We start from the raw sequence: 23,469 nt of genomic DNA, 5'->3' as shown, positions 1-23,469 counted from the left end.
GACCGGTTGGTCGGGGATGGCCCACCACGGGGTCCGCTCGGGTCAGGCCGCCGTCTCGACGCGGTGCGGCAGCGCACCGGCGATGAGGTCGGCGGCCTTCTCGGCCACCGCGATCACGGGGGCGTTGGGGTTGCCCCGGACGACCTTCGGCATCACCGAGGCGTCCACCACGCGCAGCCCGTCCACGCCCATCACCCGCAGCTCCGCGTCGACGACCTCGCCCATGGCGCACGTCGAGGACGGGTGGAAGATCGAGTGGGTGTACTGGCGGGCGAAGGCGCGCAGGTCCGCGTCGGAGTCCGAGTCGGGTACCAGGTACGGCGTGCCGGTGTAGCGCGCCAGCGCGTCCTGGCGGGCGATGTCGAGGCCGATCCGCAGCGCCTCGACCGCGTTGTCCAGGTCCGCCTCCTCGGCGTAGTAGTTGTGCACGATCTTGGGCTTGGCCGTCGGGACGTCCGAGGCCAGCGTGACGCTGCCCCGGCTGACCGGGCTGAGCATCGACGGGCCGTAGGACAGCGCGTGGTGCGTCGGCGTGCCGAGGCCGCTGTCGGCGAACATGACCGGCGCGCACAGGAACTCCACGTCCGGTGCGGCGAGGTTCGCCTTGGTGCGCACGAAGCCGCCCGCCTCCGGCCCGTTCGAGGTCAGGGGTCCGGTGTGCTCGTTCGCGTAGAGCTCGAAGTTCTCCGGTGTGGCCGCGGCGAGCATGCTGATCGGGTGTTCGTGGGCGTAGATCAGCGGGATGAGCGCGTGGTCCTGCAGGTTCTGGCCGACCTGGGGCGAGTCGACCACCACGGGCACTCCCAGCGCGCTGAGCAGCGACGCGGGCCCGATGCCGGACAGCATCAGCAGTTGCGGCGAGTTGTACGCGCCGCCGGAGAGGATCACCTCGCGCTCGGCGCGGATCGTCACCTGCTCGTCGAGCCGCTCGCCGACCACGCCGGTCGCCCGGCCGTTCTCCACGAGCACCCGGTGGACCTGCAGGTTGGTCTCCACCGTGAGGTTCGGCCGCGACAGGGTCGGGTGCAGGTACGCGCTGGCCGTGCTGGCCCGGCTGCCGTCGCGCTGGGTCAGCTGGAAGTAGCCGAACCCGTCCTGGGAGTCGCCGTTGAAGTCGTCGTTCGCCGGGTGGCCCGCCTCGACGGCGGCGTCGATGAACGCCGTCGACATCGCGTTGCGCGCCCGGTTGTCCGCGACCGAGAGCGGACCGCCGACCCCGTGGTAGGGCGACGCGCCGCGCTCGTTGTCCTCGGACTTGATGAAGTACGGCAGCAGGTCGGCGTAGCTCCAGCCGGGCTGGCCCCACTCGTCGAAGTCCAGCCGGTTGCCCCTGATGTAGATCATCGTGTTGATGGAGCTCGTCCCGCCGAGCACCCTCCCGCGGGGTAGGTAGATCCGGCGGCGGTTCAGCTGTGGTTCTTCGTGGGTGCTGTAGTCCCAGTCGAGGTTAGTGCGGAGCAGCTTGCCGAAGGCGGCAGGCACCGGGATGTTCTGGGACTTGTCGGCCGGCCCGGCTTCGACCAGGCACACGGTGACATTGGGATCCTCGCTCAGCCGAGCGGCGAGGACGCATCCCGCCGAGCCGGCGCCGACGATCACGTAGTCGTACATCCACTCCTCCTTGGGTGAAAACCCAGCATGGACCAGGCCACGAGACGCCGGCGTCTCCGTAATTGCCGAAGTTGTGACCGACTTTCGACCGCGGCAGCGGGCATTTCGCAAGTCCGGAGATGCGACGGCGCGCGCAGGCGGAGGACGATGGGGATCGGTGCTTGTACGGACGGAGATCCCATGGTGCCCGCGGGTTCGCCGACGGCGGTTGACGTCGTGCGGTCCGCGGGTGAGGACGTGGATCGCGGTGCGGCACGACGGCGGGCGACGGCTCGTCGGCTCCTGGAAAGCCCGCGTGGTGCGGGCACGACCTGCGGCGGTGACCAGATGACCACGAGTGCGAGTTCCTGGGGTGACGCGGCCGAGATCCTCGCCGAAGCGGGCGTGGCCGACGACCCCGACTACTACGGCGCCTTCACCAGCCCGGCGCAGAAGGCCGTCCTCACCGTGCCGCTGCGGATCCAGGCGGCCTGGGCCGCCAACGACGCCGACGCCTTCGCCGACATCTTCACCGAGAACGGCAGCGAGCTGATCGGCGACGACCAGCTGTGCGGCCGGGAGGAGATCCGCGAGTACCTGACGGCCGGTTTCGCCGGCGTGTTCAAGGGTTCGCGCGTGCGCGGCTGGGCGCTGTCGCTGGACTTCATCGCCGACGACGTCGCCCTGCTCACCACCGGCGGCGGGGTGGTGTTCGCGGGTGCCACCGACATCGCGCCGGAGCACGAGCTCCGGTCCACCTGGGTGATCCTCCGGGAGGCGCCGGGCAAGTTGCGGCTCGTCTCACACCAGAGCAGCCCCGTCAAGGGCTGACCCCCCTAGTGCAAGGAGTTCCGATGCCCACTGACGACCACCTCTCCCTCGACCGGCCGTCACCGGCACGCATGTACGACTACTTCCTGCACGGCGACAACAACTTCGAGATCGACCGGGCCGCCGCGGAGCAGGTGATCGCCAAGGTCGGGGAGCGCCTCACCCGCGACGTGGTGTGGGAGAACCGCAACTTCCTCGGCCGCGTGGTGCGCCACCTCGCCGAGGACTGCGGCATCACCCAGTTCATCGACGTCGGCGCGGGACTGCCGAGCCAGGAGAACACGCACCAGGTCGCCCGCCGGGCGGTGCCCGACGCGCGGGTCGTCTACGTGGACAACGACCCGATCGTCGCGGCCCACGGGCAGACCCTGCTGTCCGAGGAAGACCGGAAGCTCACCCGGATCATCACCGCGGACCTGCGCGACCCGCAGGCGATCCTGGACCACCCGGAGACCGCCGAGGTCATCGACTTCTCGAAGCCGGTGGCGGTCCTGCTCATCGCCGTCTTCCACTTCGTGAAGGACAGCGAGCGGCCGGGCGAGCTGGTGGCGGCCTTCCGCGACCGGATGGCGCCGGGCTCCTACCTCGCGCTGTCGCACCTGAGCACCCACGACTCGCCCGCCGAGGAACGGGCGAAGATGGAGGACAGCTACAAGAACGCCACGGCTCCGATGGTGTTCCGCGATCTCCCCGAGATCGAGAAGCTGTTCGACGGCTTCACCCTCACCGCGCCGGGCCTCGTCCCCGTCGGCCGGTGGCAGCCCGGAGTCGAGCAGGGCGAGTCCGTGCGCCGGATGTACGGCGGTGTCGCGCGCCTGTCCTAAAAGGACTGTCGTGGGGGTCCGAGGGGCACGCCCCTCGGACCCTTCGCGTCGTCCGCCACGTGCCGGGCGCCCATCGTGATCGGACCGCCGTGGTGCGCCTCACCTCGCGAACGCGGCCTACTCGCCGATCCGGGCCAGGAAGTCGAGGACCCGGACCCGCATGAGCTCGGCCAGTTCCGGCTCGTACTCGGGGTAGGCCGCGTCACCGAACATGTGCTTGCCGCCGGGGTAGACGTGCACGTCGAGCGCCGCACCAGCCCGTTCAGCCGCCGCGCGGAACCGTTCAAGATCGGTCGGACCGACCCACGGGTCCCCCTCGGTGAAGTGCAGCTGTGCCGGCACCCCGTCCGGCCACGGCCCGTCCGGCACCGGCACGCTGTTCATGAGCACCGCCGCCCGCACCCCGGGCACCAAGGTCGCCACGTCCACCGCCACCGCGGCCCCCATCGAGAAGCCCGCGACCACGATCCCCGGCGGCAACCCGGCCACGGCCGCGAGCGTCCGCTCCCGCAGTCCCGCCCCCAACGCCTCGACCTTCCTCATGCCGTCGTCGATGTCGTCATACGTCTCACCGTCGAACAGGTCGGGCGTGTGCACCCGGTGTCCCGCGGCCCTCAGGTCCTCCGCCCACTGGAGGACACTGGGCCGCCGCCCGAGGACCGAGTGGAACAACACGACGTCGTGGATCATGGCGAACCCTCTGCTGTCCTAGCCGACGAGACCAACCGACCCAACCATGATCGTCGACCGGCGGACTACTCGGGCGGCTCACCGGCGTCAGCAAGACGCCACCTCCTCCGCGGACCCGCCGACCAGGCGGCGGCCGACGCCTCGGCGGTCTCCGACCGGAGAAGTGAATCACCTGGGTTTGACGTGGGCCGATCTTGACCGGAGACCGGCCCCAACGTCCTCACCTGCACTGCTGCGCCCCCGGCAGGATTCGAACCTGCGACCTCGGGATTAGAAGTCCCTCGCTCTCTCCACTGAGCTACGGAGGCTGGAGGGGCTGTTGACCACGCGCTGTAGCAGCGTAGCCGCCCCACCGGACACATCGTCCGGAAGACTCGTCGCGTTTCCTTCCAGGCGCGGGAAGGTGATTAAGATGGCCAAAAAGTGATGTGGATCACTTCGGTGGGGCCGTCGAGTCGCGCGGAACGAGGGAAACCGGCAGTCTTGTCGGCTCGCCTGGTCTGCCGCCGTCGAGCAGTCGCAGGGCTAGTTCACCCGCGTGCCTGCCCTTGTCGGCCAGGGGTTGACGCACCGTAGTCAACGGTGGGTCTGCGTGTTCGGCGGCGGGCACGTCGTCGAAGCCCACGACCGACACGTCGGCCGGCACGCGCAGGCCCAGGTCGCGCACCGCCTGGAGCGCGCCGAACGCCAGCTCGTCCGAAGCGCACAGCAACGCGGTCGGCCGCGGTGAGGTCGAGAGCAGGGCACGGGCGCCCGCACGGCCCAGTTCGCGGTTGCTCCGGGTGCACTCCCAGACCGGGGTGTCCGCACCCGTCACGTCGAGGTACCCGTGCAACCGGTCCCGAGTCACCCGGAACGACGTCGAAGCCAGCCGCGCGGGCGTCACCGGGCCGCTGTGCCCGTCCGGGTGCAGCGCGAACGTCACCACGCCGAACCTCCGGTGCCCCGCCTCCCACAGCGACGACGCCGCCAGCCGCGCCCCGCCGAAGTCGTCCACCTCGACCCGCGCGGTGTCCGGCAGCACGGGCTGGTCGATCACCACCAACGGCAGCCCTCGCGCCCGCACCGCCGCCAACGCGGGCGCGTCGTCGGGCAGCGAGTAGGCCACCACGACGTCCGCCTGAGCCCGCGTCACGGTCTCCGGTCGCGGTCCGCCCTTGTCCCGCCCCGGCATCAGCACCAGGCAGTGGTCGTGTCCGTCCACGGTCGAAGCCAGTCCGTCCAGCACGATCGACAGCGCCGCGTCGGCGAACGACGCCGACAGTCCCTGCCCCAGCATGAACCCGACGGCCGCGCTGTGCCGGGTCGCGAGGCTGCGCGCCACCGGATCCGGTCCCGCGTACCCGATGGACGCCGCCGTCTCCAGGATCCGCTCGCGCAACGCGGCGGACAGCTGGTCCGGCCGGTTGTAGGCGTTCGACACCGTGGCGCGCGACACGCCGACCACGCCGGCCACCGTGTCGAGCGTCGGCTTCCGAGGGCGGTCCACGTGATGAGCGTAACCAGGTAATCGGTTGGACGTTCTGAAGCGCTCTAGTTCACACTCGGACGCATGCCCACACCACGCGTCGCCGTCTTCGCGGTGTTCCTGTTCAACGGGGCGCTGTTCCTGTCCTGGGCCGCACGCATGCCCGCGTTGGCGGCGCAGGTGGGCGCCACCGAGGCCACGCTCGGCCTCGCGCTGGTCGGCGCGAGCATCGGCCTGGCGCTGACGGCGCCGTTCGCGGCCAGGATCTGCGCACGGGTGGGCGCGCGGAAGCTGATCCTCGCCGGCGCGGCGGTCACCGTCGTGGCCGTGCCCTCCCTCACGCTGACCGAGACGCCCTTCCAGCTGGGCCTGGTCCTGTTCGTGCTCGGCTCGTGCGGCGCGTCGCTGGACGTCGGCATGAACGTCGCCGCCGTGGCCGTCACCCGGAGCCTGGACCGGCCGCTGATGCCGCAGTTCCACGCGGGCTTCAGCGTCGGCGGCCTGGTGGGCTCGCTGGGCGCGGCCGCCGCGGCGGCCGTCGGCTGGGGCCTGCCCCGGCACCTGGTCGTCGTGGCGGTGATCGGCGCGGTCGCGATGGCGTGGGTGATCAGGTCCGTGCCGGACACGACCGCGGAGGCGTCCGGCGAGACCGCCGGCACGGCCGAGGGCGACCGCCCGGTCCTCAAGCGACCGCTGCTGTGGCTGCTCGCGACGATCACGCTGTTCTCCGCCATCGCCGAGGGCGCGGCGTCGGACTGGTCGGCGCTGTTCTTCGTCAACGAACGGGGTGTGAGCGAGGCCGCCGCCGCTGCCGCGTACGCCGGGTTCTCCGTCGCCATGGCCACCGCCCGCCTGTTCGGCGAGCCCGCGCAACGCCGGGTCGGCCCGTACCGGCTGCTCGCGGCGGGCGCGGTGGTCGCGGCGGCGGGGCTGGCGCTGGCCGTGCTGGTGGTGTCGCCCGCGGTCGGTTACGTCGGGTTCGCCCTCGTGGGCCTTGGCCTCGCGTTCGCGTTCCCGGTGATCATGGACCTGGCCGGTGACGCGGGCAGGCGCGCCGACGGCACGGGCGGTGAGCGCGAGATCGGCCTGGTCACGACGGTCGCCTACACCGGTTTCCTGCTCGGACCGCCCGTCGTCGGCGGTATCGCGCACGCCAGCAACCTGTCGATCTCGCTGGGTTTCGTGGCGTTCGTGATCGCGCTGATGGTGCCCGCCGTGGCGCTGGCGCGCCGGTCGCGCGCCCGTGAGCTCAGGCGATCGGAAGCCGGTTCAACGCGGCCTTGAGCAGCGGCTGCATCCCGGCCAGCATCTGCTCGGGCACGCCGCCCGCCTGCGCCATCGCCACCAGGACGCTGCGGTTGGCGTTCACGGCCAGGGTCGCGGTGCACGCCATCTCGCCGCCGCTCAACTCGCACAGCGTCCACGTGGAGTGCCCCTCCACGACCACCTCTCGGCCCTTGGACTGCCGCGTCCGCACCTGCTCGTACTTCTGGTAGAGCGCGGCGACCACGGTCCGCCCGGCCTGCGAGCCGTCGTCGAGCACGTACTGGCACGACTCCTGGATCACGTCGTCCTTGCGCGCCGGGTCCTTCTTGTACGGCCCGATGGACTTCAGGTCGGCCGCGGTGAGCAGCGAGCACGGCTCGACGCCGACGACCGTGCGCGGCTTGGCGATCTTGGGGCCGTCCGCGGGTTCGGCCGACGTCGTGGGTGTGACCCCGGCCTGGGGCAACGCGTCCCCGTTGACGGAGTAGCTGCACCCCGCCGACAGGAGCAAGGCGAGGGCCATCACGAGCGCCGTGCGAGAACTGGTCACGTCCGGCAACGGTAGTGGGTGTGATCTGCGCACGTCCGGCGGTTGGTGGTGGTGCGGTCGCGCCGCCTACGCTCGTCACGTGCCCACTGACGCGCCTTCCCGCACCCGGCGGACCGGTCTCATCCCGTTGTTGATCGTCGGCACGACGATAGCCGCGGTGGTCGCGGCGGCGCTGCTCGTCCTCACCGGGGGTGACGCGTCCGGGTTGATCGTGGTGCGCGTGCTGACCGAGGCGGCCGCCGTGGTGACCGTCGGGTCGCTGCTGCTGGCGGCGTTCCTGGTGCCACCGCAGGAGAGCGGCACGCTGGCCGCCGACGGTTACGCCGCCGTGCGCACGGCGGGCTGGGCGGCGTTGGTGTGGACGTTGGGCGCGGTGCTGTCGGTGCCGTTCACGGTGGCCGACGCGTTGGGGCAGCCGGTGACGGCGCTGCTGGAGCCGTCGGTGCTGTTCCAGGTGGCCGGGCTGGTGGAGCAGTCGAAGGCCTGGATGATCACGGCGGTGATCGTGGCGCTGCTGGCGCTGGGCTGCCGGTTGGTGCTGTCGTGGGGCTGGACCGTGCCGCTGTTCTTCCTGTCGGTGTTCGCCCTGATCCCGGTGGCCGTGACGGGGCACTCGTCCGGCGGCGGCTCGCACGACGTGGCCACGAACAGCCTGCTGTACCACCTGATCGGGGCGGCGTTGTGGGTCGGCGGCCTGATCGCGCTGCTGGCGCACGGCCGGCGGGGCGGCGACCACCTCGGGACGGCGACGACGCGGTTCTCCAGGCTGGCGCTGGTCTGCTGGCTCGTGATGGCGGTGTCCGGCGTGGTCAACGCGTGGGTGCGGCTGCCGTTGAGCCAGCTGTTCGGCAGCGAGTACGGCCTGCTGGTGCTCGGCAAGACGCTCGCGCTGGTCGTCCTGGGTGTCGTGGGGTACTTCCAGCGCGAGAAGAGCGTGAAGGAAGTCGTGGCCACGGGCGCCGGGCGTTCGCTGGTGAAGCTCGCGGGCATCGAAGTGCTCTTGATGTTCCTCACCCTCGGCCTGGCCGCCGCGCTGAGCCGGACGCCCCCGCCGATGGAGGGCCGCGCGCTGCCCAGCACCGTGGAGCTGCGCATCGGCTACGACCTGGCCGGCGCGCCGACGTGGTCGCGGCTGCTGTTCGACTGGCGGTTCGACCTGGTCTTCGGCGCGATCTTCATCGCCCTCGGCGTGCTGTACCTGCTCGGCGTGCGGCGGCTGCGCAAGCGCGGTGACGCGTGGCCGGTCGGTCGCACGGTCGCGTGGGTCGCGGGCTGCCTGACCGTGGTGTTCGCCACGTCGTCCGGCGTGGGCCGGTACGCGCCCGCGATGTTCAGCATCCACATGGAAGCGCACATGCTGCTGTCCATGCTGGCGCCGATCCTGCTGGTGCTCGGCGGTCCGGTGACGTTGGCGATGCGGGCGCTGCCGACGGCGGGCAAGGGCAACCCGCCGGGGCCGCGGGAGTGGCTGCTGGCGTTCGTGCACTCGCCGGTGGCGAAGGTGCTGACGAACCCGTTCGTGGCGTTGGCGCTGTTCGTCGGCTCGTTCTACGGCTTGTACTTCTCCGGGCTGTTCGACGCCGCGCTGGACTACCACTGGGCGCACCTGGCGATGAACGCCCACTTCATCCTGGTCGGCTACGTCTTCTACTGGCCGGTGATCGGCATCGACCCGGCGCCGAACCGGCTGCCGCCGCTGGGACGGCTGGGCCTGCTGTTCGCCTCGATCCCGTTCCACGCGTTCTTCGGCATCGTGCTGATGAGCTCGCAGACCGTGATCGGCGACAACTTCTACCGGTCGTTGGGCCTGCCGTGGGTGACGTCGCAGCTGGAGGACCAGCGGCTGGGCGGCGGCATCGCGTGGGCGGCCGGCGAGCTGCCGCTGATCGTGGTGATGGTGGCGTTGCTGGTGCAGTGGGCCAGGTCGGACAGCCGCGACGCCCGCCGGGCGGACCGGCGGGCGGACGCGGACGGTGACGCGGACCTGGCCGCGTACAACGCGATGCTGCGCAAGATGTCGGGGAAGGACTAGAGCGGGCGCTGGAAGCCCTTGACCGCCGCGACCCAACCCGCCGCGGCGAGCACGGCACTGGTCACCAGCGCCCCGACGACCCCGGTCACGGGCTGGGCCAGCGCCAGCGAACGCGCCGCGTCCACCGCGAACGTCAACGGGTTGACGTTGGCGACTGCCTGCAGCCAGCCCGGCAGGCCGCTGATCGGGACGTACGCGCTCGACGCGAACATCAGCGGGAACATGGCCAGGAAGCCGACGGTCTGCATCAGCTCGGCGTTGCGCAGCCACGCCGCGATGGCCAGGAAGATCCAGCCCAGACCCCACCCGACCGCCAGGGCCAACGCGAGCGCGGCGGCGGTGCCGGCGACCCCGCCGGCGGGGGAGAAGCCGAAGACCACGACCGCGAACACCAGCATCAGCAGCAGTTGCGAGGCGGTGCGGACGAGGTCGGACAGGCTGCGTGCGACGAGCACCGAGCCCGATCGGATGGGCAGTGAGCGGAACCGCGCCAGCACGCCGTTCTTCATGTCCGTGACCAGGCCCACACCCGCCTGCAACGCGGACTGCATGGCGGTGTTGACCAGGATCGCGGGCATCAGGAAGTCGATGTAGGCCACGCCCCGGGGGAAGCCGGGCGTGGTGGCGATGCTCGCGAAGATCTGGCTGAACAGGGTCAGCATGATCAGCGGCTGGAGGATGCTGAACACGATCATGCGCGGGTCGCTGACCAGCGTGCGCAGGGACCGCTGGGTCAGCACCAGCACCTGGGTGCCGAAGTCCGTGCCGCGCCAGCGCGGCGCGGCGGTGAGGGTGGTCATCCGGTGGCTCCTGTTCAGGCCGCGTGCTGCGCGAGGGTGAGGTAGACGTCGTCGAGGGTCGGCTCGCCGAGGGCCAGTTCGGTGGCCTCCAGGCCGACCTCGTCCAGCGCGCGGACCACCTTGGCGATCTCGCGGGACGACGTGACGGGCGCGGTCAGCGTGTTCTGCGCCGCCACGGGCTGCATACCGGCCCGTTCCAGGGCTCCGGTGGCCTTGGCGACGTCCGAGGCGTCCGCCAGGGTCACGGTGACCGTGCGTTGGCCGACCTGGGCCTTCAGCTCGGCGCTGGTGCCCGCGGCGACGACCTTGCCCTGCGAGAGCACCGTGATCGAGTCGGCCAGGCGGTCGGCCTCGTCCAGGTACTGGGTGGTGAGCAGGACCGTGGTGCCGTCGGTGACCAGGCCCTCGACGATTTCCCACAGGCCGAGCCTGCTGGCCGGGTCCAGGCCGGTGGTCGGCTCGTCCAGGAAGATCACTTCGGGGTGGCCGACGAGGCTCGCGGCCAGGTCGAGGCGTCGACGCATGCCGCCCGAGTAGGTGCGGGACGGCCGCTTCGCCGCGTCGGCCAGCTCGAACAGCTCCAGCAGCTCCTCGCCCCTGGCCCTGGCCTCGCGCGTGGTCGCGCCGAGCAGGCGGGCGATCAGGACCAGGTTGTCCAGGCCGGACAGCTGCTCGTCCACGGCGGCGAACTGGCCGGTCAGCCCGATCCGGCTGCGCACCTGGTGGGCCCGCGCGACCACGTCGAACCCGGCCACGCTCGCGTGACCGGAGTCCGGCGGGAGCATCGTGGTGAGCACGTTGACCAGCGTCGTCTTGCCGGCGCCGTTGTGGCCCAGCAGTCCGAGCACGGTGCCCTTGGGCACGGCGATGCTCACCCCGTCCAGGGCCTTCTGCGCGCCGAACGCCTTGCCGACGTCGACGGCCTCGATCATCAGGTCCTTCACTGCTTCCCCCTCAGCACGCCGTGCAGGAACAGTTCGACGAGCTGGTCGGCGTCGGCGGTGGAGTCGCCGAAGCCCTCGCCGTGCATGCGGTTGGTGAACACGAGCCCGAGCAGCAGCCGTGCGGCCAGGGACGGGTCGACGCGCAGGTCGTCGTCCGGGCCGAACAGCGAGGCGACGTGCTCGGTGATGCGCTGCATCTCGACCGGCGGTCCCTTGTGCTCGCGCTGCTTGTCGTGCCCGTCGTGCGGGTCGTAGCCCGAGTCGCGGAGCACGCTCATCAGCTTCCACATCCGGTCCAGGTAGCCGGAGACGGCGCTGATGGCCCAGGACAGGCGCTCGGCGAGGGTGTCCGCTTGGCTCGCCTGCTCGATCAGGTCCAGTTCGGAGTCGGCCGCCATGACGCTCTGCACGCACGTGCGGATGAGCTCCTGCTTGTCCTTGAACGCCCGGAAGACGGTGCCCTCCGCGATGCCGGCGGCCTTGGCGACCTGGCTGGTCGTCACGTTGGCGCCGTGCGTGAACAGCAGCGGGACCGTGGCGGCGACGATCGCCTCGCGGCGGTCCTCGGGGCTCATCGCGGGCGCGCGCCGACGGCGTTGGGTGGTCTCCTCGGGCATGGTGCGAGCTTATGAGTGAGTCCTCACTCATGTCAACGAGTGAGCGCTCACTCATTTAGTTATGCATGCTTCAGTCAGTTGTCCACAGCTCCGGAACCGCCGCTCGCCACCCGCCTCCACCACCGGCAACCTGGTCGCAAGCGATCAACCAGGAGGAGCACGAGATGGCCTACAACGAGACCCGGGTCACCATCTGCGGCAACGTCGCCAGCCCGGTCAGCCACACCAAGGTCGGCCCCGGTTTCAGCCGGGCGAAGTTCCGGCTGTTCACCGCGGAGCGCGTCTGGGACCAGGAGCAACGCGCCTGGGAGGACGGCGCGCGGATGTTCCTGTCGGTGTCGTGCTGGCGGATGCTCGCCGACAACGCGCAGGCGTCGTTGAACAAGGGCGACCCGGTGGTGGTCACCGGCCGGTTGACGATCAGGGAGGTCGAGTTCGAGGGCAGGACCAGGTCGGTGGTGGAGATCGAGGCCACCGCGATCGGGCCCAACCTGGCGCTGTGCACGGCCACGGCGACGCGCACCCGGCTCGCGGCGGACGCGGTCGAGGCGCGGGCGGCGCCCGAGATCGCCGCGCCCCGCGCACCGGCGGAGTTGCCGCTGGTCCTGACGGGCGAGGCGGAGCGTCCGAAGGAGGTGGCCGAAGTGCCGTTCTGAGCCAAACGAGCTACAAGGGCTTCCGTCGGGCCGTTCGGGGCGGAGAATGCGCGGGCAGTCGTCGCCGTTGCGAGCGTGGAGGAGGGAGGTCGTCGGGCCGGCGCCAGGGCCGGGTCCGCACGCAGGCACCGGGGGTTGACAGCGCACCGAGTTCGCGCATCGGGTCGGAGTCGCTGGTCGCAGGGTCGCGCCAGGCCGGCCCGGCGGTCGTGTTACGACTGTGGGTGACCCACGTTCGCGTTAACTCTGCGTTGTGCCCACGTCCGTTGCCGGCGTCCGAGGTTCGGGCCCGATCGGCACCGCTCTACGATCGCGGGCATGGCCGAGTACGTCTACACCATGAAGAAGGTGCGCAAGGCGCACGGGGACAAAGTCATCCTGGATGACGTCACCATCATGTTCCTCCCCGGTGCGAAGATCGGCGTTGTCGGTCCCAACGGCGCCGGTAAGTCGAGCGTGCTGAAGATCATGGCCGGCCTGGACACACCGGGCAACGGCGAGGCCTTCCTCGCGCCGGGCTACACGGTCGGCATCCTCCAGCAGGAGCCGCCTCTCAACGAGGAGAAGACCGTCCTGGGCAACGTCCAGGAGGGCCTCGGCGAGATCAAGGTGAAGCTCGACCGCTACAACGAGATCGCCGAGAAGATGGCCGTCGACTACTCCGACGAGCTGATGGAGGAGATGGGTCAGCTCCAGGAAGACCTGGACCACGCGAACGCGTGGGACCTCGACTCCCAGCTGGAGCAGGCGATGGACGCCCTGCGCTGCCCGCCGCCCGACGCGGACGTCAAGACCCTCTCCGGTGGCGAGCGCCGCCGGGTCGCCCTCTGCAAGCTGCTGCTGAGCAAGCCGGACCTGCTGCTGCTCGACGAGCCCACCAACCACCTGGACGCGGAGAGCGTCCTGTGGCTGGAGCAGCACCTGGCGCAGTACGCGGGCGCGGTCCTGGCCGTCACGCACGACCGGTACTTCCTGGACAACCTCGCCGAGTGGATCCTGGAGCTCGACCGCGGCCGGGCCCACCCGTACGAGGGCAACTACTCCACCTACCTGGAGAAGAAGGCCGAGCGGCTCGCGGTCTCCGGCAAGAAGGACCAGAAGCTGCAGAAGCGGCTGAAGGACGAGCTGGAGTGGGTCCGGTCGGGCGCCAAGGCCCGGCAGGCCAAGTCCAAGGCCCGCCTCGGCCGCTACGAGGAGATGGCCGCGGAGGCGGAGAAGACCCGCAAGCTCGACTTCGAGGAGATCCAGATCCCGCCGGGCCCGCGCCTGGGCAGCGTCGTGGTCGAGGTCGACAAGCTGAAGAAGGGCTTCGGCGACCGGGTGCTGATCGACGGCCTGTCGTTCAGCCTGCCGCGCAACGGCATCGTCGGCGTCATCGGTCCGAACGGCGTCGGCAAGACGACGCTGTTCAAGACCATCGTGGGGCTGGAGGAGCCCGACTCGGGCACGGTCAAGATCGGCGAGACGGTCAAGCTGTCCTACGTCGACCAGAACCGCGGCGGCATCGACCCGAAGAAGAACGTGTGGGAGGTCGTCTCCGACGGCCTGGACTACATCCACGTCGGCAACGTCGAGATGCCGTCGCGGGCGTACGTCAGCGCGTTCGGCTTCAAGGGCCCGGACCAGCAGAAGCCGGCGGGCGTGCTCTCCGGTGGTGAGCGCAACCGGCTCAACCTGGCGCTGACCCTCAAGGAGGGCGGCAACCTGATCCTGCTGGACGAGCCGACGAACGACCTGGACGTCGAGACGCTCGGCTCGCTGGAGAACGCCCTGGAGCAGTTCCCCGGTTGCGCCGTGGTCATCTCGCACGACCGGTGGTTCCTCGACCGCGTCGCCACGCACATCCTGGCGTGGGAGGGCACGGCGGAGAACCCGTCGAAGTGGTACTGGTTCGAGGGCAACTTCGAGGGCTACGAGAAGAACAAGATCGAGCGCCTCGGCGCGGAGGCGGCGAGGCCGCACCGCGTCACCTACCGCAAGCTCACGCGGGACTGAGGGCCGGGTACCTACATCGTGGCGGCGAGGGGCGAAGCGCAGGCGGACGTCGAGGTGAGCACGCTGGTCGTGCCCGCCTGGCGGCTGCGTTGGCGGGCACCGGAGCTTGCTCTGGTGCTGGGCGAGCGCGCCGTCGCGCTCGCCTCCGCCCGCCGTGACGAGGTCGACCGGTTGCGCGCGGAGGCCCTGGTGGTCTTCGCGAGCAACCGCATGGGCCGGGGCGTCCGCATCGCGGACCGGGCGTTGGACGCCCTCAAGGCGGCCGAGGCCGCGTCCGAGCGGGAGACGGCCTGGCGGCTGCGGGTCGAGCTGGCCGACAGCGCCAGGTCGGTCGGCGCGCCCCTCACGGGGTTCGCCGCCGTCCGGCCGGTGCTGGAGGCCGACGACGTCCCGCCGGGCCTGCGGGCCACGGCCCTCGTCCAGGCCAGTGAGTGCCTGGTCTCGGTCGGCCGGGGCGCGGCGCTGGCCCAGGCGTTGGACGAAGCGGACCGCCTCTACCAGGCGGATCCGCTGCTGGACCACGACACGACCCTGCTGCACCGGGGCCTGCTCCGCGCGTCCGCCGCGGGGCAGCACCGCCGTTGGGGCGACCTGCAGGCGGCGGTCGCGTCGGCTCGTGACGGCCTGGCCGTGCTGGACCGGCTCAAGGAGTCGGAGTCCGACAACGGCCAGGTCCGGGGCAGGCTGACGGTGGAGCTCGTCTGCGCCCTGATGGACCTGAACAAGCCGGGCGAGGCCTCCGAGATCGGCACCCCGCTCCTGGAACGCCCGGTGCGGGCACCGTCCGCCTCCACCACCGGCTGGCTCCGGCTGGCCCTGGCCACCAGGGTCCACCTGCCCGCCGGTCGCGTCGACCAGGCCCGCGACCTGCTGCGTGACGCGGCCGACAGCGCCGAGCGCCACCAGTTGGACACCCTGCTGGCGGAAAGCCTCCTGGCGCTGGCACACGTGCACGAGGTGGCCGGCGACCTGACCGAAGCACTGGCCAACCTCCGCTCCGCCCACGCCGCCGAACGCCGGCGTGCCAGAGCGGTCTACGCCGTGCGGGCCAGGCTGGCTGCCGAGTTCTCCGGCGTCCACCGCCGGCCGGCGGGCGGCCTGCACGACGAACTGGCCGCCCTGCTCCGCACGGGAACCTCGGTGGTGACGCCACCCACCACCGACCCCGACCTCGCCCCCGAGGCCAAGCAACAACTCCGCCAGTGGCGTCCGGTCCAAATGCACCGCAACGAGGGAATCCGGGTCAAGCGCTCCCGCCGTGCGGCCGAAGACATGACTGTGGAAGGCCTCTCCGCCGCAAGGGCCCACGCCGCCGACCGCTGGCGCCTGGTCCAACCGTTCGGCGACGTGGAAGACGACACGGCCCAACCGGGAGGCCGCCGCCGAGCACCGGAACCGGAAACGCCACCACCGACCGCCCAAGGCCGCCCGGAACACGCCAGAAGCGGCGAAGCCAAGCCCACCCACACACCACCCTCCGGCACCCCGACCCCCGGCGTTCACGCGGCTGGCACCCACACCGCCGGCACCCACACCGCCGGCTCAGGAGCGACCACCGGTACGGGCACGGCGCCCAACCCTGGACACCCCGCCACGTCGACCAACACGCCGGCCGCCACTCCCGCGCGCACCGCCGGACCGCCCGCCGCGACGCATACTGCCGCCACGAACACAGCCACCACACACACTGCCGCCACGCCCACCGGCGCTATCGGCAACCCACCATCCGGCATCCACGCAACCGGGACGGGCACGGCTTCCGCCGCCTCCGCTGATGTGCCGCCGGCCGGCATCCACACGCACGCCCCAGGAACGGGCGAGCCGGGGACTGGCGCTGCCGCGCATGGCATCGGATCGGCCGCGCACCACGCAGGCGGCGCAGTGACCGACGCGGTAACCGGCGCAGTGACCGGTGAGGCGACCTCGGGCGGTGCCGGGTTCGGCACCGCGTCGGCGGGCGTTCACGCCCAGGACGCAGTGACCGGCGAGCCAAGGGTTGCTGGTAGCGGCGCACACAGCACCGCGTCGGCCACGAGCCCGGGTGGTGCAAGTGCTGGTGAGGTGAGGCACGAGGGCGGCGCAGGGACGGGTGAGGCGAAGACCTCCGGCTCGGAGGGCGGCGGTTTCGGGATCGGCGGTTCAGGGATCGGCAATGTCGGGGCCCGCAATGTCGAGGCCGGCGGTGTCGGGGTTGGCGGTTCGAGGGCTGGCGGTGCGGCAACTGGCGACGCGGGACTTGGGGTTGTCGGAACTGGTGGTGTGGGGCTTGGTGGTGCTGCGGCGGCTGCGGCCGCGTCGGCTGGAGGTCGCGTGAGCGGCGTGGAGGCCGGTGAGTCCGCTGTTCGGCGGCCGGTCGGTGGTGCTGGGCTTGGTGGGGGTGGGTTCGGCATCGTGCAGCCCGAGGTCGGTGCGCAGCCCGAGGTTGGTGCGCAGCCCGAGGTTGGTGAGAGCGGTGTCGGCAAGGCTGGCTCTGGCGAGACCGGTGCCATCGAAGCCGGTTCCACCGAGACCGGTATTGGCGAGGCCGGCCCTGGCGCGCTTGGTGTCGGTGAGGTCGGCGCCGGTGGCAGTGGGGCTGATGCTGCTCCGGCTGCTGGGCACGAGGGTGGTGGCGAGCGGAGTGTGCCGGCGGCTGGGTTGATCGCGGCGGCTGGTGCTGTGCGTAGTGGTCGTAGGCGGGCGGCGCGGGAGGCTGCTCAGGATGAGGGGGAGCGGTCTTCCGGGGACGCCGACCCCAGTGTGCTGGACGCGCTGAAGGCCGCTGGGCTGCTCGACCCGCAGCGCGCCGGTGGTCGGCGGCGCGCTCGCGACACAGATGAGGAGGCCGCCGTTTCCGAGCCCGAGCCCTCGCGACAGGCTGAACCCGAGCAGGTGCAGTGGCGCGTGGAACCGCCGCCGCGGCTGCGTGGTGAGACGCCGCCGCCCGTGGACATGTTCGACTCACCGACGATGGTCCAGCCCGCCGTGCGCGACGACGTGCCGCCAGTCGGGCTTGGCGCGGCCTTCGTGAAGGGGCCGCTCATCCCCACCGCCCGGGTGCCCGACCCACCGGACTACCCGCTGCCGCCCGTGCCCGACTTTGCCATGTCGTCGTCGGTGCCGGAGCAGGCCGTGAAGGCGGACGAGGTGCCGCCGGTCTTCCCCTCGACGGACGTGGATTCGCCTGCCGAGGACCTGTCGGTGCCCGCGCAACCCGAGCCGCGGCCCATGCCGGAGCCCGACCTGCGGCCCATGCCGCAATCCGAGCCGCAGTCCGTGCCACAGCCCGCGCGGCGACCCGAGCCCCAGCCCTCGCCGCAACGAGAGCCGCGACCTGAGCCGCAGCCCGAGCCACAGCCGGTGCCGCAGCCCGAGCCGGACCAGGTGCCCGGAGTGCCCGAGCCCGACCAGGTGCCGCCGGTCCCGGTGCCCGACCCGGTGCCGACCGACCCGTCCCCTGACACGCCGCCGACGACACCACCGACGCCGACGACTCCGCCGGCGGAGTTCAGCCCGACCGGGTTCCTGGGCGCGGCCGACATCGAGCACGACGACGCACCCGCGCCCGCACCCAGCGAAGCGCCGGTCGGGGTGACCGGTGAAGCGACAGTCGAGGTGACCGGCGGAGCACCAGTCGAGGTGACCGGTGAAGCGACCGGCGAGGAAACCGCGACCGGTGGGGAAACGCCGAAGGACCCCTTCGTCACCGCCGTCGTGGTCGGCGGCAAGACGATCGACCTGCCGGCCATCGTCGTCGAACCGACACCGCCCGCCCCCGGCTCACCCAGCGCCACCCGCGCCTCACGCCGACACAAGAGCGACCTGAGCCTGGCCGAACTCCTCGCCGAGGCCCTCGTCGCCTACGAGGACGCCCGACGCGAGGACGAAGCCGCGGGCCGCGCCGAGGTCGACGAGGACACCGTGCCGATCTCACCGGTCGGGACGCCGCCACCGCCATCCGAGAACGAGACCACCGCCCCGATCCAGCGCATCGACCCACCGCGCCGGTTCGACACGTGGACTCTTCCCGAATCGTGAAATGATTTGAGGTTCTAATAAGGTTTCCCGCCGGTAACAAAGCGGGAAATAGGCCACGTCACAAGTGAATTCCCGACTTTCCAGGCAAGTTGTTCGATTCAGTGCGAGGGTTGCGGCGATCGGCTTCGCGCCCGTCTGGTTAAGTGGTGCGCACACCCGGTACACAGAGGTACCGGATAGCGTGGAGTCGCCTGAACATGACCTCGACTGGAGCCCCGTCCCGATCCGAGCCCACCGCCCGCGACGTCGGCGCGGCTCGCCCGGCCAGTCCCGAACAGGCCCGTGACGAATTGATCGAACGTGCCGCCGCCAACGCCCCCGAGCTCGCCGACCTGATCCGCCTGTACTACCGCCACGTCCCCGCCGAGGAAGTCAACGACGACGACCCGGTCGACCTGGTGGGCGCGGTGCGCTCGAACTACCAGCTGGCCGAGACCCGGGTCCCGGGCCGTCCGGTGGTGCGGATCCTCAACCCCACCCGCGCGCACGACGGCTGGACCTGTCCGGCCACGGTGGTGCAGGTGGTCACCGACGACATGCCGTACCTGGTCGACTCGGTGGCCTCCGAGCTGACCCGCGGCGGCGTGCAGGTCCAACGGGTGGTGCACCCGATCGTCGTGGTGCGCCGTGACCTGGTGACGGGAGCGCTCCAGGAGGTCCTGCCGACCGCGGACCCGGCCGACCCGCCGGGCGACGCGCTGGCCGAGTCGTGGATGTACGTCGAGGTCGACCTGCTCACCGACCCGGACCGGGCGCGTGAGCTGGAAACCAAGCTGCACACCGTGCTCAACGACGTCCGCGAGGTCGTCGAGGACACCGACAAGATGGCCGGCATGGCGGGGCACCTGGCCGAGCTGCTGGAGTCCGAACCGCCGCCGCTGCCCAGCCACGAGGTGCAGGACGGCGCGAACCTGCTGCGCTGGCTCGCCGACGACCACTTCACGTTCCTCGGCTACCGCCAGTACGAGCTGGTCCGCGACGACCCGGCCACGGACGGCGAACCCGCGCTCCGGGCGGTCCTGGCGAGCGGTCTCGGCGTGCTCAGACAGGACAGCCTCGCGGCGCGCAGCCTGACGGCGGGCCCGGACGCGGGCGCCCAGGCACTGTCACCGGAACTGCTGGTCCTGACGCAGGCCAGCGCGCAGTCGAGCGTGCACCGGTCGGTGTACCCCTACTACGTCGGCGTGAAGACCTTCGACGCCGACGGCAACGTGTCCGGCGAGCACCGGTTCCTCGGCGTCTTCTCCACCACGGCCCTGCACGAGGACGTGCTGGACATCCCGGCCATCGAACGCCGGGTCCGCGACGTCATCCACCGCGCCGGCTTCCCGCTGCACTCCTACTCGGGCCAGCGGATGCTCGAGGTGATCCAGAACTACCCGCGCACCGAGCTGTTCTCGGTCGACACGGACACGCTCTACCAGACCGTCACGGGCGTGATCGCGCTCGCCGAACGCCGCCGGCTGCGCCTGTTCCTGCGCCGCGACCCGTACGGCCGCTTCTACTCCTGCCTGGTCTACCTGCCGCGCGACCGCTACACCACGACGTCGCGGCTGGCCATGCAGGAAGTGCTGATCGACCAGCTCGGCGGCGTGAACCTGGAGTACAGCGCACGCGTCGGCGAGTCGGCGCTGGCCCGCGTGCACTTCACCGTGCACACCGACCCGAGCCGCCACGTCGAGCCGGACACCGCCCACATCCAGCAGCTGCTGGCCGAGGCCGTGCGCCTGTGGGACGACCGCATGGTCGAGGCGGTCATGGAGGACCACGGCACGGGCCTGGGCGCGGAATCGTCGTCCGAGCGGGGCCAGCGGATCGCCGCGGCGTTCCCCGAGGCCTACAAGGAGGACTTCACCGCGGCCGAGGGCCTGGCGGACTTCCGGCGCATCGAGGCCCTCAAGCGCGGCGACCTGGACCTGGCGTTCTACACGCCGCGCGACGCCGAGCCGGGTGAGCGGCGGTTCAAGCTGTTCCTCGTCGGCGCCCGGTTGACGCTGTCGGACGTGCTGCCGATGTTGCAGCGCATGGGCGTGGTCGTGGTGGACGAGCGCCCGTACGAGCTGGTCCGCGACGACGGCGTGGAGTGCTGGATCTACGACTTCGGCCTGCGCATCGACCAGGTCACCCTGGACAAGCTGTCCGGCGAGGACTTCGAGTCGATCCGCACCCGCTTCCAGGACGCGTTCGCCGCCGCCTGGCGCGGCGAGGCCGAGGTGGACGGCTTCAACACGCTCGTGCTCAAGGCGGGCGTCACGTGGCAGCAGGCCGCGATGCTGCGCGCCTACGCCAAGTACCTGCGCCAGGCCGGCACCCCGTACAGCCAGGACTACATCGAGGACGCCGTCCTGGGCCACACCGAGGTCGCCACGGCCCTGGTGCGGCTGTTCGAGGCCCGGTTCGACCCCGCCCTGTCCGACGAGCAGCGCTCCGGCCGCACGGACCACCTGGTCGACGAGATCACCGAGATGATCGACAACGTGACCAGCCTGGACGCGGACCGCATCCTGCGCAGCCTGCTCACGCTGGTGCAGGCCACGCTGCGCACGAACTACTTCGTCCGCGACGTCGACGGCAACCCGCGCCCGTACCTGGCGGTCAAGCTGAACCCGCGCGCGATCCCGGACCTGCCGCAACCGCGGCCGCGGTTCGAGATCTTCGTGTACTCGCCCCGCCTGGAAGGCGTGCACCTGCGCTTCGGCCCGGTGGCCCGCGGCGGTCTGCGCTGGTCCGACCGGCGTGAGGACTTCCGCACCGAGATCCTGGGCCTGGTCAAGGCGCAGGCCGTGAAGAACGCCGTGATCGTGCCGGTCGGCGCGAAGGGCGGCTTCGTGCTGAAGAGGCCGCCGGCGCCCACCGGCGACCCGGGCCAGGACCGCGAGCAGCTGCTGGCCGAGGGCATCGCGTGCTACCGCCAGTTCATCTCCGGCCTGCTCGACCTGACCGACAACCTCAACTCGGGCACGGTCCTGCCCGCGCCGCAGGTCGTCCGGCACGACGGCGACGACACGTACCTGGTGGTCGCGGCGGACAAGGGCACGGCGTCGTTCTCCGACATCGCCAACGAGGTCTCCAAGTCCTACGGCTTCTGGCTGGGTGACGCGTTCGCGTCCGGCGGTTCCGTCGGCTACGACCACAAGGCCATGGGCATCACCGCCAAGGGCGCGTGGGAGAGCGTGAAGCGCCACTTCCGCGAGCTGGGCACCGACACGCAGACCGAGGAGTTCACCGTCGTCGGCGTCGGCGACATGTCCGGTGACGTGTTCGGCAACGGCATGCTGCTCTCCGAGCACATCCGCCTGGTGGCCGCGTTCGACCACCGGCACATCTTCATCGACCCGGACCCCACCGCGGCGAGCGGCTACGCCGAGCGCAAGCGGCTGTTCGAACTGCCCCGCTCCTCGTGGGACGACTACGACCGCTCCCTGATCAGCGCAGGCGGCGGCGTCTGGCCGCGCACGGCCAAGTCGATCCCGGTCTCCGAGCAGGCCCGCGAAGCCCTGGGCCTGCCCGAGGGCGTGGTCAAGCTGTCGCCGCAGGAGCTGATGAAGGCGATCCTGCTCGCGCCCGTCGACCTGCTCTGGAACGGCGGCATCGGCACCTACGTCAAGGCGGGCGCGGAGTCGCACGCCGAGGTCGGCGACAAGGCCAACGACGCGATCCGCGTCAACGGCTCCGACCTGCGCGTCAAGGTCGTCGGCGAGGGCGGCAACCTCGGTCTGACCCAGCGCGGCCGCATCGAGTTCGCCCGCAACGGCGGCAAGGTCAACACCGACGCGCTGGACAACTCGGCCGGTGTCGACTGCTCCGACCACGAGGTCAACATCAAGATCCTGCTGGACGAACTGGTCCGCGACGGCAAGCTCGACCAGGACCGGCGCAACGAGCTGCTGGGCCAGATGACCGACGAGGTCGGCGAGCTGGTCCTGGCCGACAACTACTCGCAGAACGCCGTGCTCGGCGTCTCCCGCGCCCACGCCGCGCCGATGCTCTCGGTGCACGCGCGCCTGGTCGCCGACCTCGAACAGCGGGGCGTCCTCGACCGCACGCTCGAAGCGCTGCCGAGCGCCGCCGAGTTCAAGGCGCTGGAGAAGGCGGGCGACGGCCTCACCTCGCCGGAACTGGCCACGCTGCTCGCGCACGTGAAGCTGGCGTTGAAGGAGGAGGTGCTGGCCGGCGACCTGCCGACGATCGACGTGCTGGCCCGCCGGCTGCCCGACTACTTCCCGAGCGAGCTGCGGGAGCGGTTCGCCGACGCCATCGGCAACCACCCGCTGTCGCGCGAGATCATCTCGACCGTCCTGGTCAACGAGGTCGTCGACGGCGGCGGTGTGTCGTACGCGTTCCGCCTGGCGGAGGAGATCAGCGCCTCAGCCACGGACGCCGTGCGCGCGTACACCGTGGTGACCGCGATCTACGACCTGCCGTCGATCTGGCAGGAGATCCGCGCCCTGGACAACGTCGTGCCGACCGACGTCCAGGACGACATGGTGCTGGAAACGCGCCGCCTGCTGGACCGCGCGTCGCGCTGGCTGCTCACCAACCGCCCCCAGCCGCTGGCGGTCGGCTCCACGATCAGCCGCTTCGCCCCGGTGGTCGGCTCCTTGGCCCCGCGCGCCATCGACCTGCTCCAAGGTCACGAGAAGGAATCCGTGATCGAGCACGTCGAACGCCTGGTCGGCCAGGGCGTGCCGGTCGGGCTGGCCCGTCGGGTCGCCGGACTGCTGTTCACCTACGGGCTGCTGGACGTCACCGAGGTCGCCGAACTCGCCGAGCGCGAGGAGGGCGAGGGCGCGACCGGCCAGGAGCGCACGCACCAGGAGACGGCCGAGGTCTACTTCGCGCTGTCGGACCACCTGGACGTCGACCGGATGCTCAGCTCGGTGTCGAACCTGGAACGCCTCAACCGCTGGCACTCGCTGGCACGCCTGGCGTTGCGCGACGACTTCTACTCGTCGCTGCGCGCGATCACGATCGACGTGCTGCGCTCGGCCGATCCGGGCGACACCCCGGAGGAGAAGATCGCGACCTGGGAACAGGCCAACTCCTCCCGCCTGAGCCGCGCCCGCGCCGCCCTCGCCGAGATCAACCGGGTCAGCAAGCTCGACCTGGCGACCCTCTCGGTGGCGGCCCGCCAGGTCCGCAGCATGATCCGCTGACGTGCCGCCGGTCGGGCGCCCCCAAAGGCGCCC

The 23,469-nt window shown here is 71.2% G+C and carries 14 protein-coding genes, 1 tRNA gene and 1 pseudogene; 8 read left to right on the top strand and 8 right to left on the bottom strand.

Annotated features, from left to right (window positions below):
- Positions 1-42: 42 nt before the first annotated feature.
- Positions 43-1,611, bottom strand: a complete 1,569-nt coding sequence (locus ABTZ99_RS41340; RefSeq protein ID WP_499618493.1) for a GMC family oxidoreductase — start codon at positions 1,609-1,611, stop codon at positions 43-45.
- A 327-nt stretch (positions 1,612-1,938) separates the two neighbouring features.
- Here ABTZ99_RS41340 and ABTZ99_RS41335 point away from each other — a divergent pair, with 327 nt between their 5' ends.
- Positions 1,939-2,421: an SgcJ/EcaC family oxidoreductase gene (locus tag ABTZ99_RS41335; RefSeq protein WP_498786371.1), complete on the top strand. Its 483-nt coding sequence runs from the start codon at positions 1,939-1,941 to the stop codon at positions 2,419-2,421.
- Positions 2,422-2,444: 23 nt separating this feature from the next.
- Entirely contained in the window at positions 2,445-3,245 is an 801-nt protein-coding gene (locus ABTZ99_RS41330; protein WP_498786373.1) for an SAM-dependent methyltransferase, read from the top strand.
- Between the two features lie 117 nt (positions 3,246-3,362).
- Here the strand turns inward: ABTZ99_RS41330 and ABTZ99_RS41325 are convergent, their stop codons facing one another.
- The 3 genes from ABTZ99_RS41325 to ABTZ99_RS41315 form a co-directional block, all read right to left on the bottom strand.
- Entirely contained in the window at positions 3,363-3,935 is a 573-nt protein-coding gene (locus ABTZ99_RS41325) for a dienelactone hydrolase family protein (protein WP_499618490.1), read from the bottom strand.
- Positions 3,936-4,170: 235 nt separating this feature from the next.
- Positions 4,171-4,243 (bottom strand) — tRNA-Arg (locus tag ABTZ99_RS41320).
- A 125-nt stretch (positions 4,244-4,368) separates the two neighbouring features.
- Positions 4,369-5,424: a LacI family DNA-binding transcriptional regulator gene (locus ABTZ99_RS41315; protein ID WP_498786403.1), complete on the bottom strand. Its 1,056-nt coding sequence runs from the start codon at positions 5,422-5,424 to the stop codon at positions 4,369-4,371.
- 63 nt (positions 5,425-5,487) lie between these two features.
- On the opposite strand from ABTZ99_RS41315, the pseudogene ABTZ99_RS41310 reads away from it, so the two are divergent.
- Positions 5,488-6,390 (top strand): annotated as a pseudogene (locus ABTZ99_RS41310) (MFS transporter); the annotation flags it as partial.
- A gap of 262 nt (positions 6,391-6,652) precedes the next feature.
- On the opposite strand, the gene ABTZ99_RS41305 reads toward ABTZ99_RS41310, so the two are convergent.
- The gene (locus ABTZ99_RS41305) at positions 6,653-7,219 is read right to left on the bottom strand and encodes a DUF3558 family protein (protein ID WP_498786405.1); all 567 of its coding nucleotides are present in this window, start codon (positions 7,217-7,219) and stop codon (positions 6,653-6,655) included.
- A 79-nt stretch (positions 7,220-7,298) separates the two neighbouring features.
- Between ABTZ99_RS41305 and ABTZ99_RS41300 the strand changes: the two genes are divergently transcribed.
- Positions 7,299-9,251 (top strand): bifunctional copper resistance protein CopD/cytochrome c oxidase assembly protein, encoded by a 1,953-nt coding sequence (locus ABTZ99_RS41300; RefSeq protein ID WP_498786407.1) that lies wholly within the window; start codon positions 7,299-7,301, stop codon positions 9,249-9,251.
- On the opposite strand, the gene ABTZ99_RS41295 is transcribed toward ABTZ99_RS41300, so the two are convergent.
- From ABTZ99_RS41295 to ABTZ99_RS41285, 3 genes are read right to left on the bottom strand one after another with little or no spacing between them, the layout of a single operon-like run.
- The gene (locus ABTZ99_RS41295; protein WP_499618488.1) at positions 9,248-10,051 is read right to left on the bottom strand and encodes an ABC transporter permease; all 804 of its coding nucleotides are present in this window, start codon (positions 10,049-10,051) and stop codon (positions 9,248-9,250) included. The two genes, ABTZ99_RS41300 and ABTZ99_RS41295, sit on opposite strands and share 4 nt — an antisense overlap.
- Positions 10,052-10,065: 14 nt before the next feature.
- Positions 10,066-10,995 carry an ATP-binding cassette domain-containing protein gene (locus tag ABTZ99_RS41290; protein ID WP_498786126.1) on the bottom strand — a complete coding sequence of 310 codons (930 nt, stop codon included), beginning with the start codon at positions 10,993-10,995 and terminating at the stop codon, positions 10,066-10,068.
- Entirely contained in the window at positions 10,992-11,612 is a 621-nt protein-coding gene (locus ABTZ99_RS41285; RefSeq protein WP_498786124.1) for a TetR/AcrR family transcriptional regulator, read from the bottom strand. The genes ABTZ99_RS41290 and ABTZ99_RS41285 overlap by 4 nt, the downstream gene beginning before the upstream one ends.
- Before the next feature lie 164 nt (positions 11,613-11,776).
- On the opposite strand from ABTZ99_RS41285, the gene ABTZ99_RS41280 reads away from it, so the two are divergent.
- The 4 genes from ABTZ99_RS41280 to ABTZ99_RS41265 all read left to right on the top strand — a co-directional run bounded on the left by ABTZ99_RS41280 (position 11,777) and on the right by ABTZ99_RS41265 (position 23,436).
- The gene (locus ABTZ99_RS41280; RefSeq protein WP_499618487.1) at positions 11,777-12,268 is read left to right on the top strand and encodes a single-stranded DNA-binding protein; all 492 of its coding nucleotides are present in this window, start codon (positions 11,777-11,779) and stop codon (positions 12,266-12,268) included.
- Between the two features lie 318 nt (positions 12,269-12,586).
- Entirely contained in the window at positions 12,587-14,263 is a 1,677-nt protein-coding gene (gene ettA / locus ABTZ99_RS41275; protein WP_498786120.1) for an energy-dependent translational throttle protein EttA, read from the top strand.
- A 54-nt stretch (positions 14,264-14,317) separates the two neighbouring features.
- Complete coding sequence (locus tag ABTZ99_RS41270; RefSeq protein ID WP_499618486.1) at positions 14,318-18,280, top strand: hypothetical protein; 3,963 nt, start codon at positions 14,318-14,320, stop codon at positions 18,278-18,280.
- Positions 18,281-18,477: 197 nt separating this feature from the next.
- Positions 18,478-23,436 carry an NAD-glutamate dehydrogenase gene (locus ABTZ99_RS41265; RefSeq protein ID WP_498786116.1) on the top strand — a complete coding sequence of 1,653 codons (4,959 nt, stop codon included), beginning with the start codon at positions 18,478-18,480 and terminating at the stop codon, positions 23,434-23,436.
- Positions 23,437-23,469 lie beyond the last annotated feature (33 nt).

Origin of the sequence: Actinosynnema sp. NPDC002837, from assembly GCF_040295345.1 — a bacterium.
Taxonomy (GTDB): domain Bacteria; phylum Actinomycetota; class Actinomycetes; order Mycobacteriales; family Pseudonocardiaceae; genus Actinosynnema.
The sequence above is the reverse complement of the archived record's forward strand: the minus strand, read 5'-3'. Positions and strand labels throughout refer to the sequence as shown.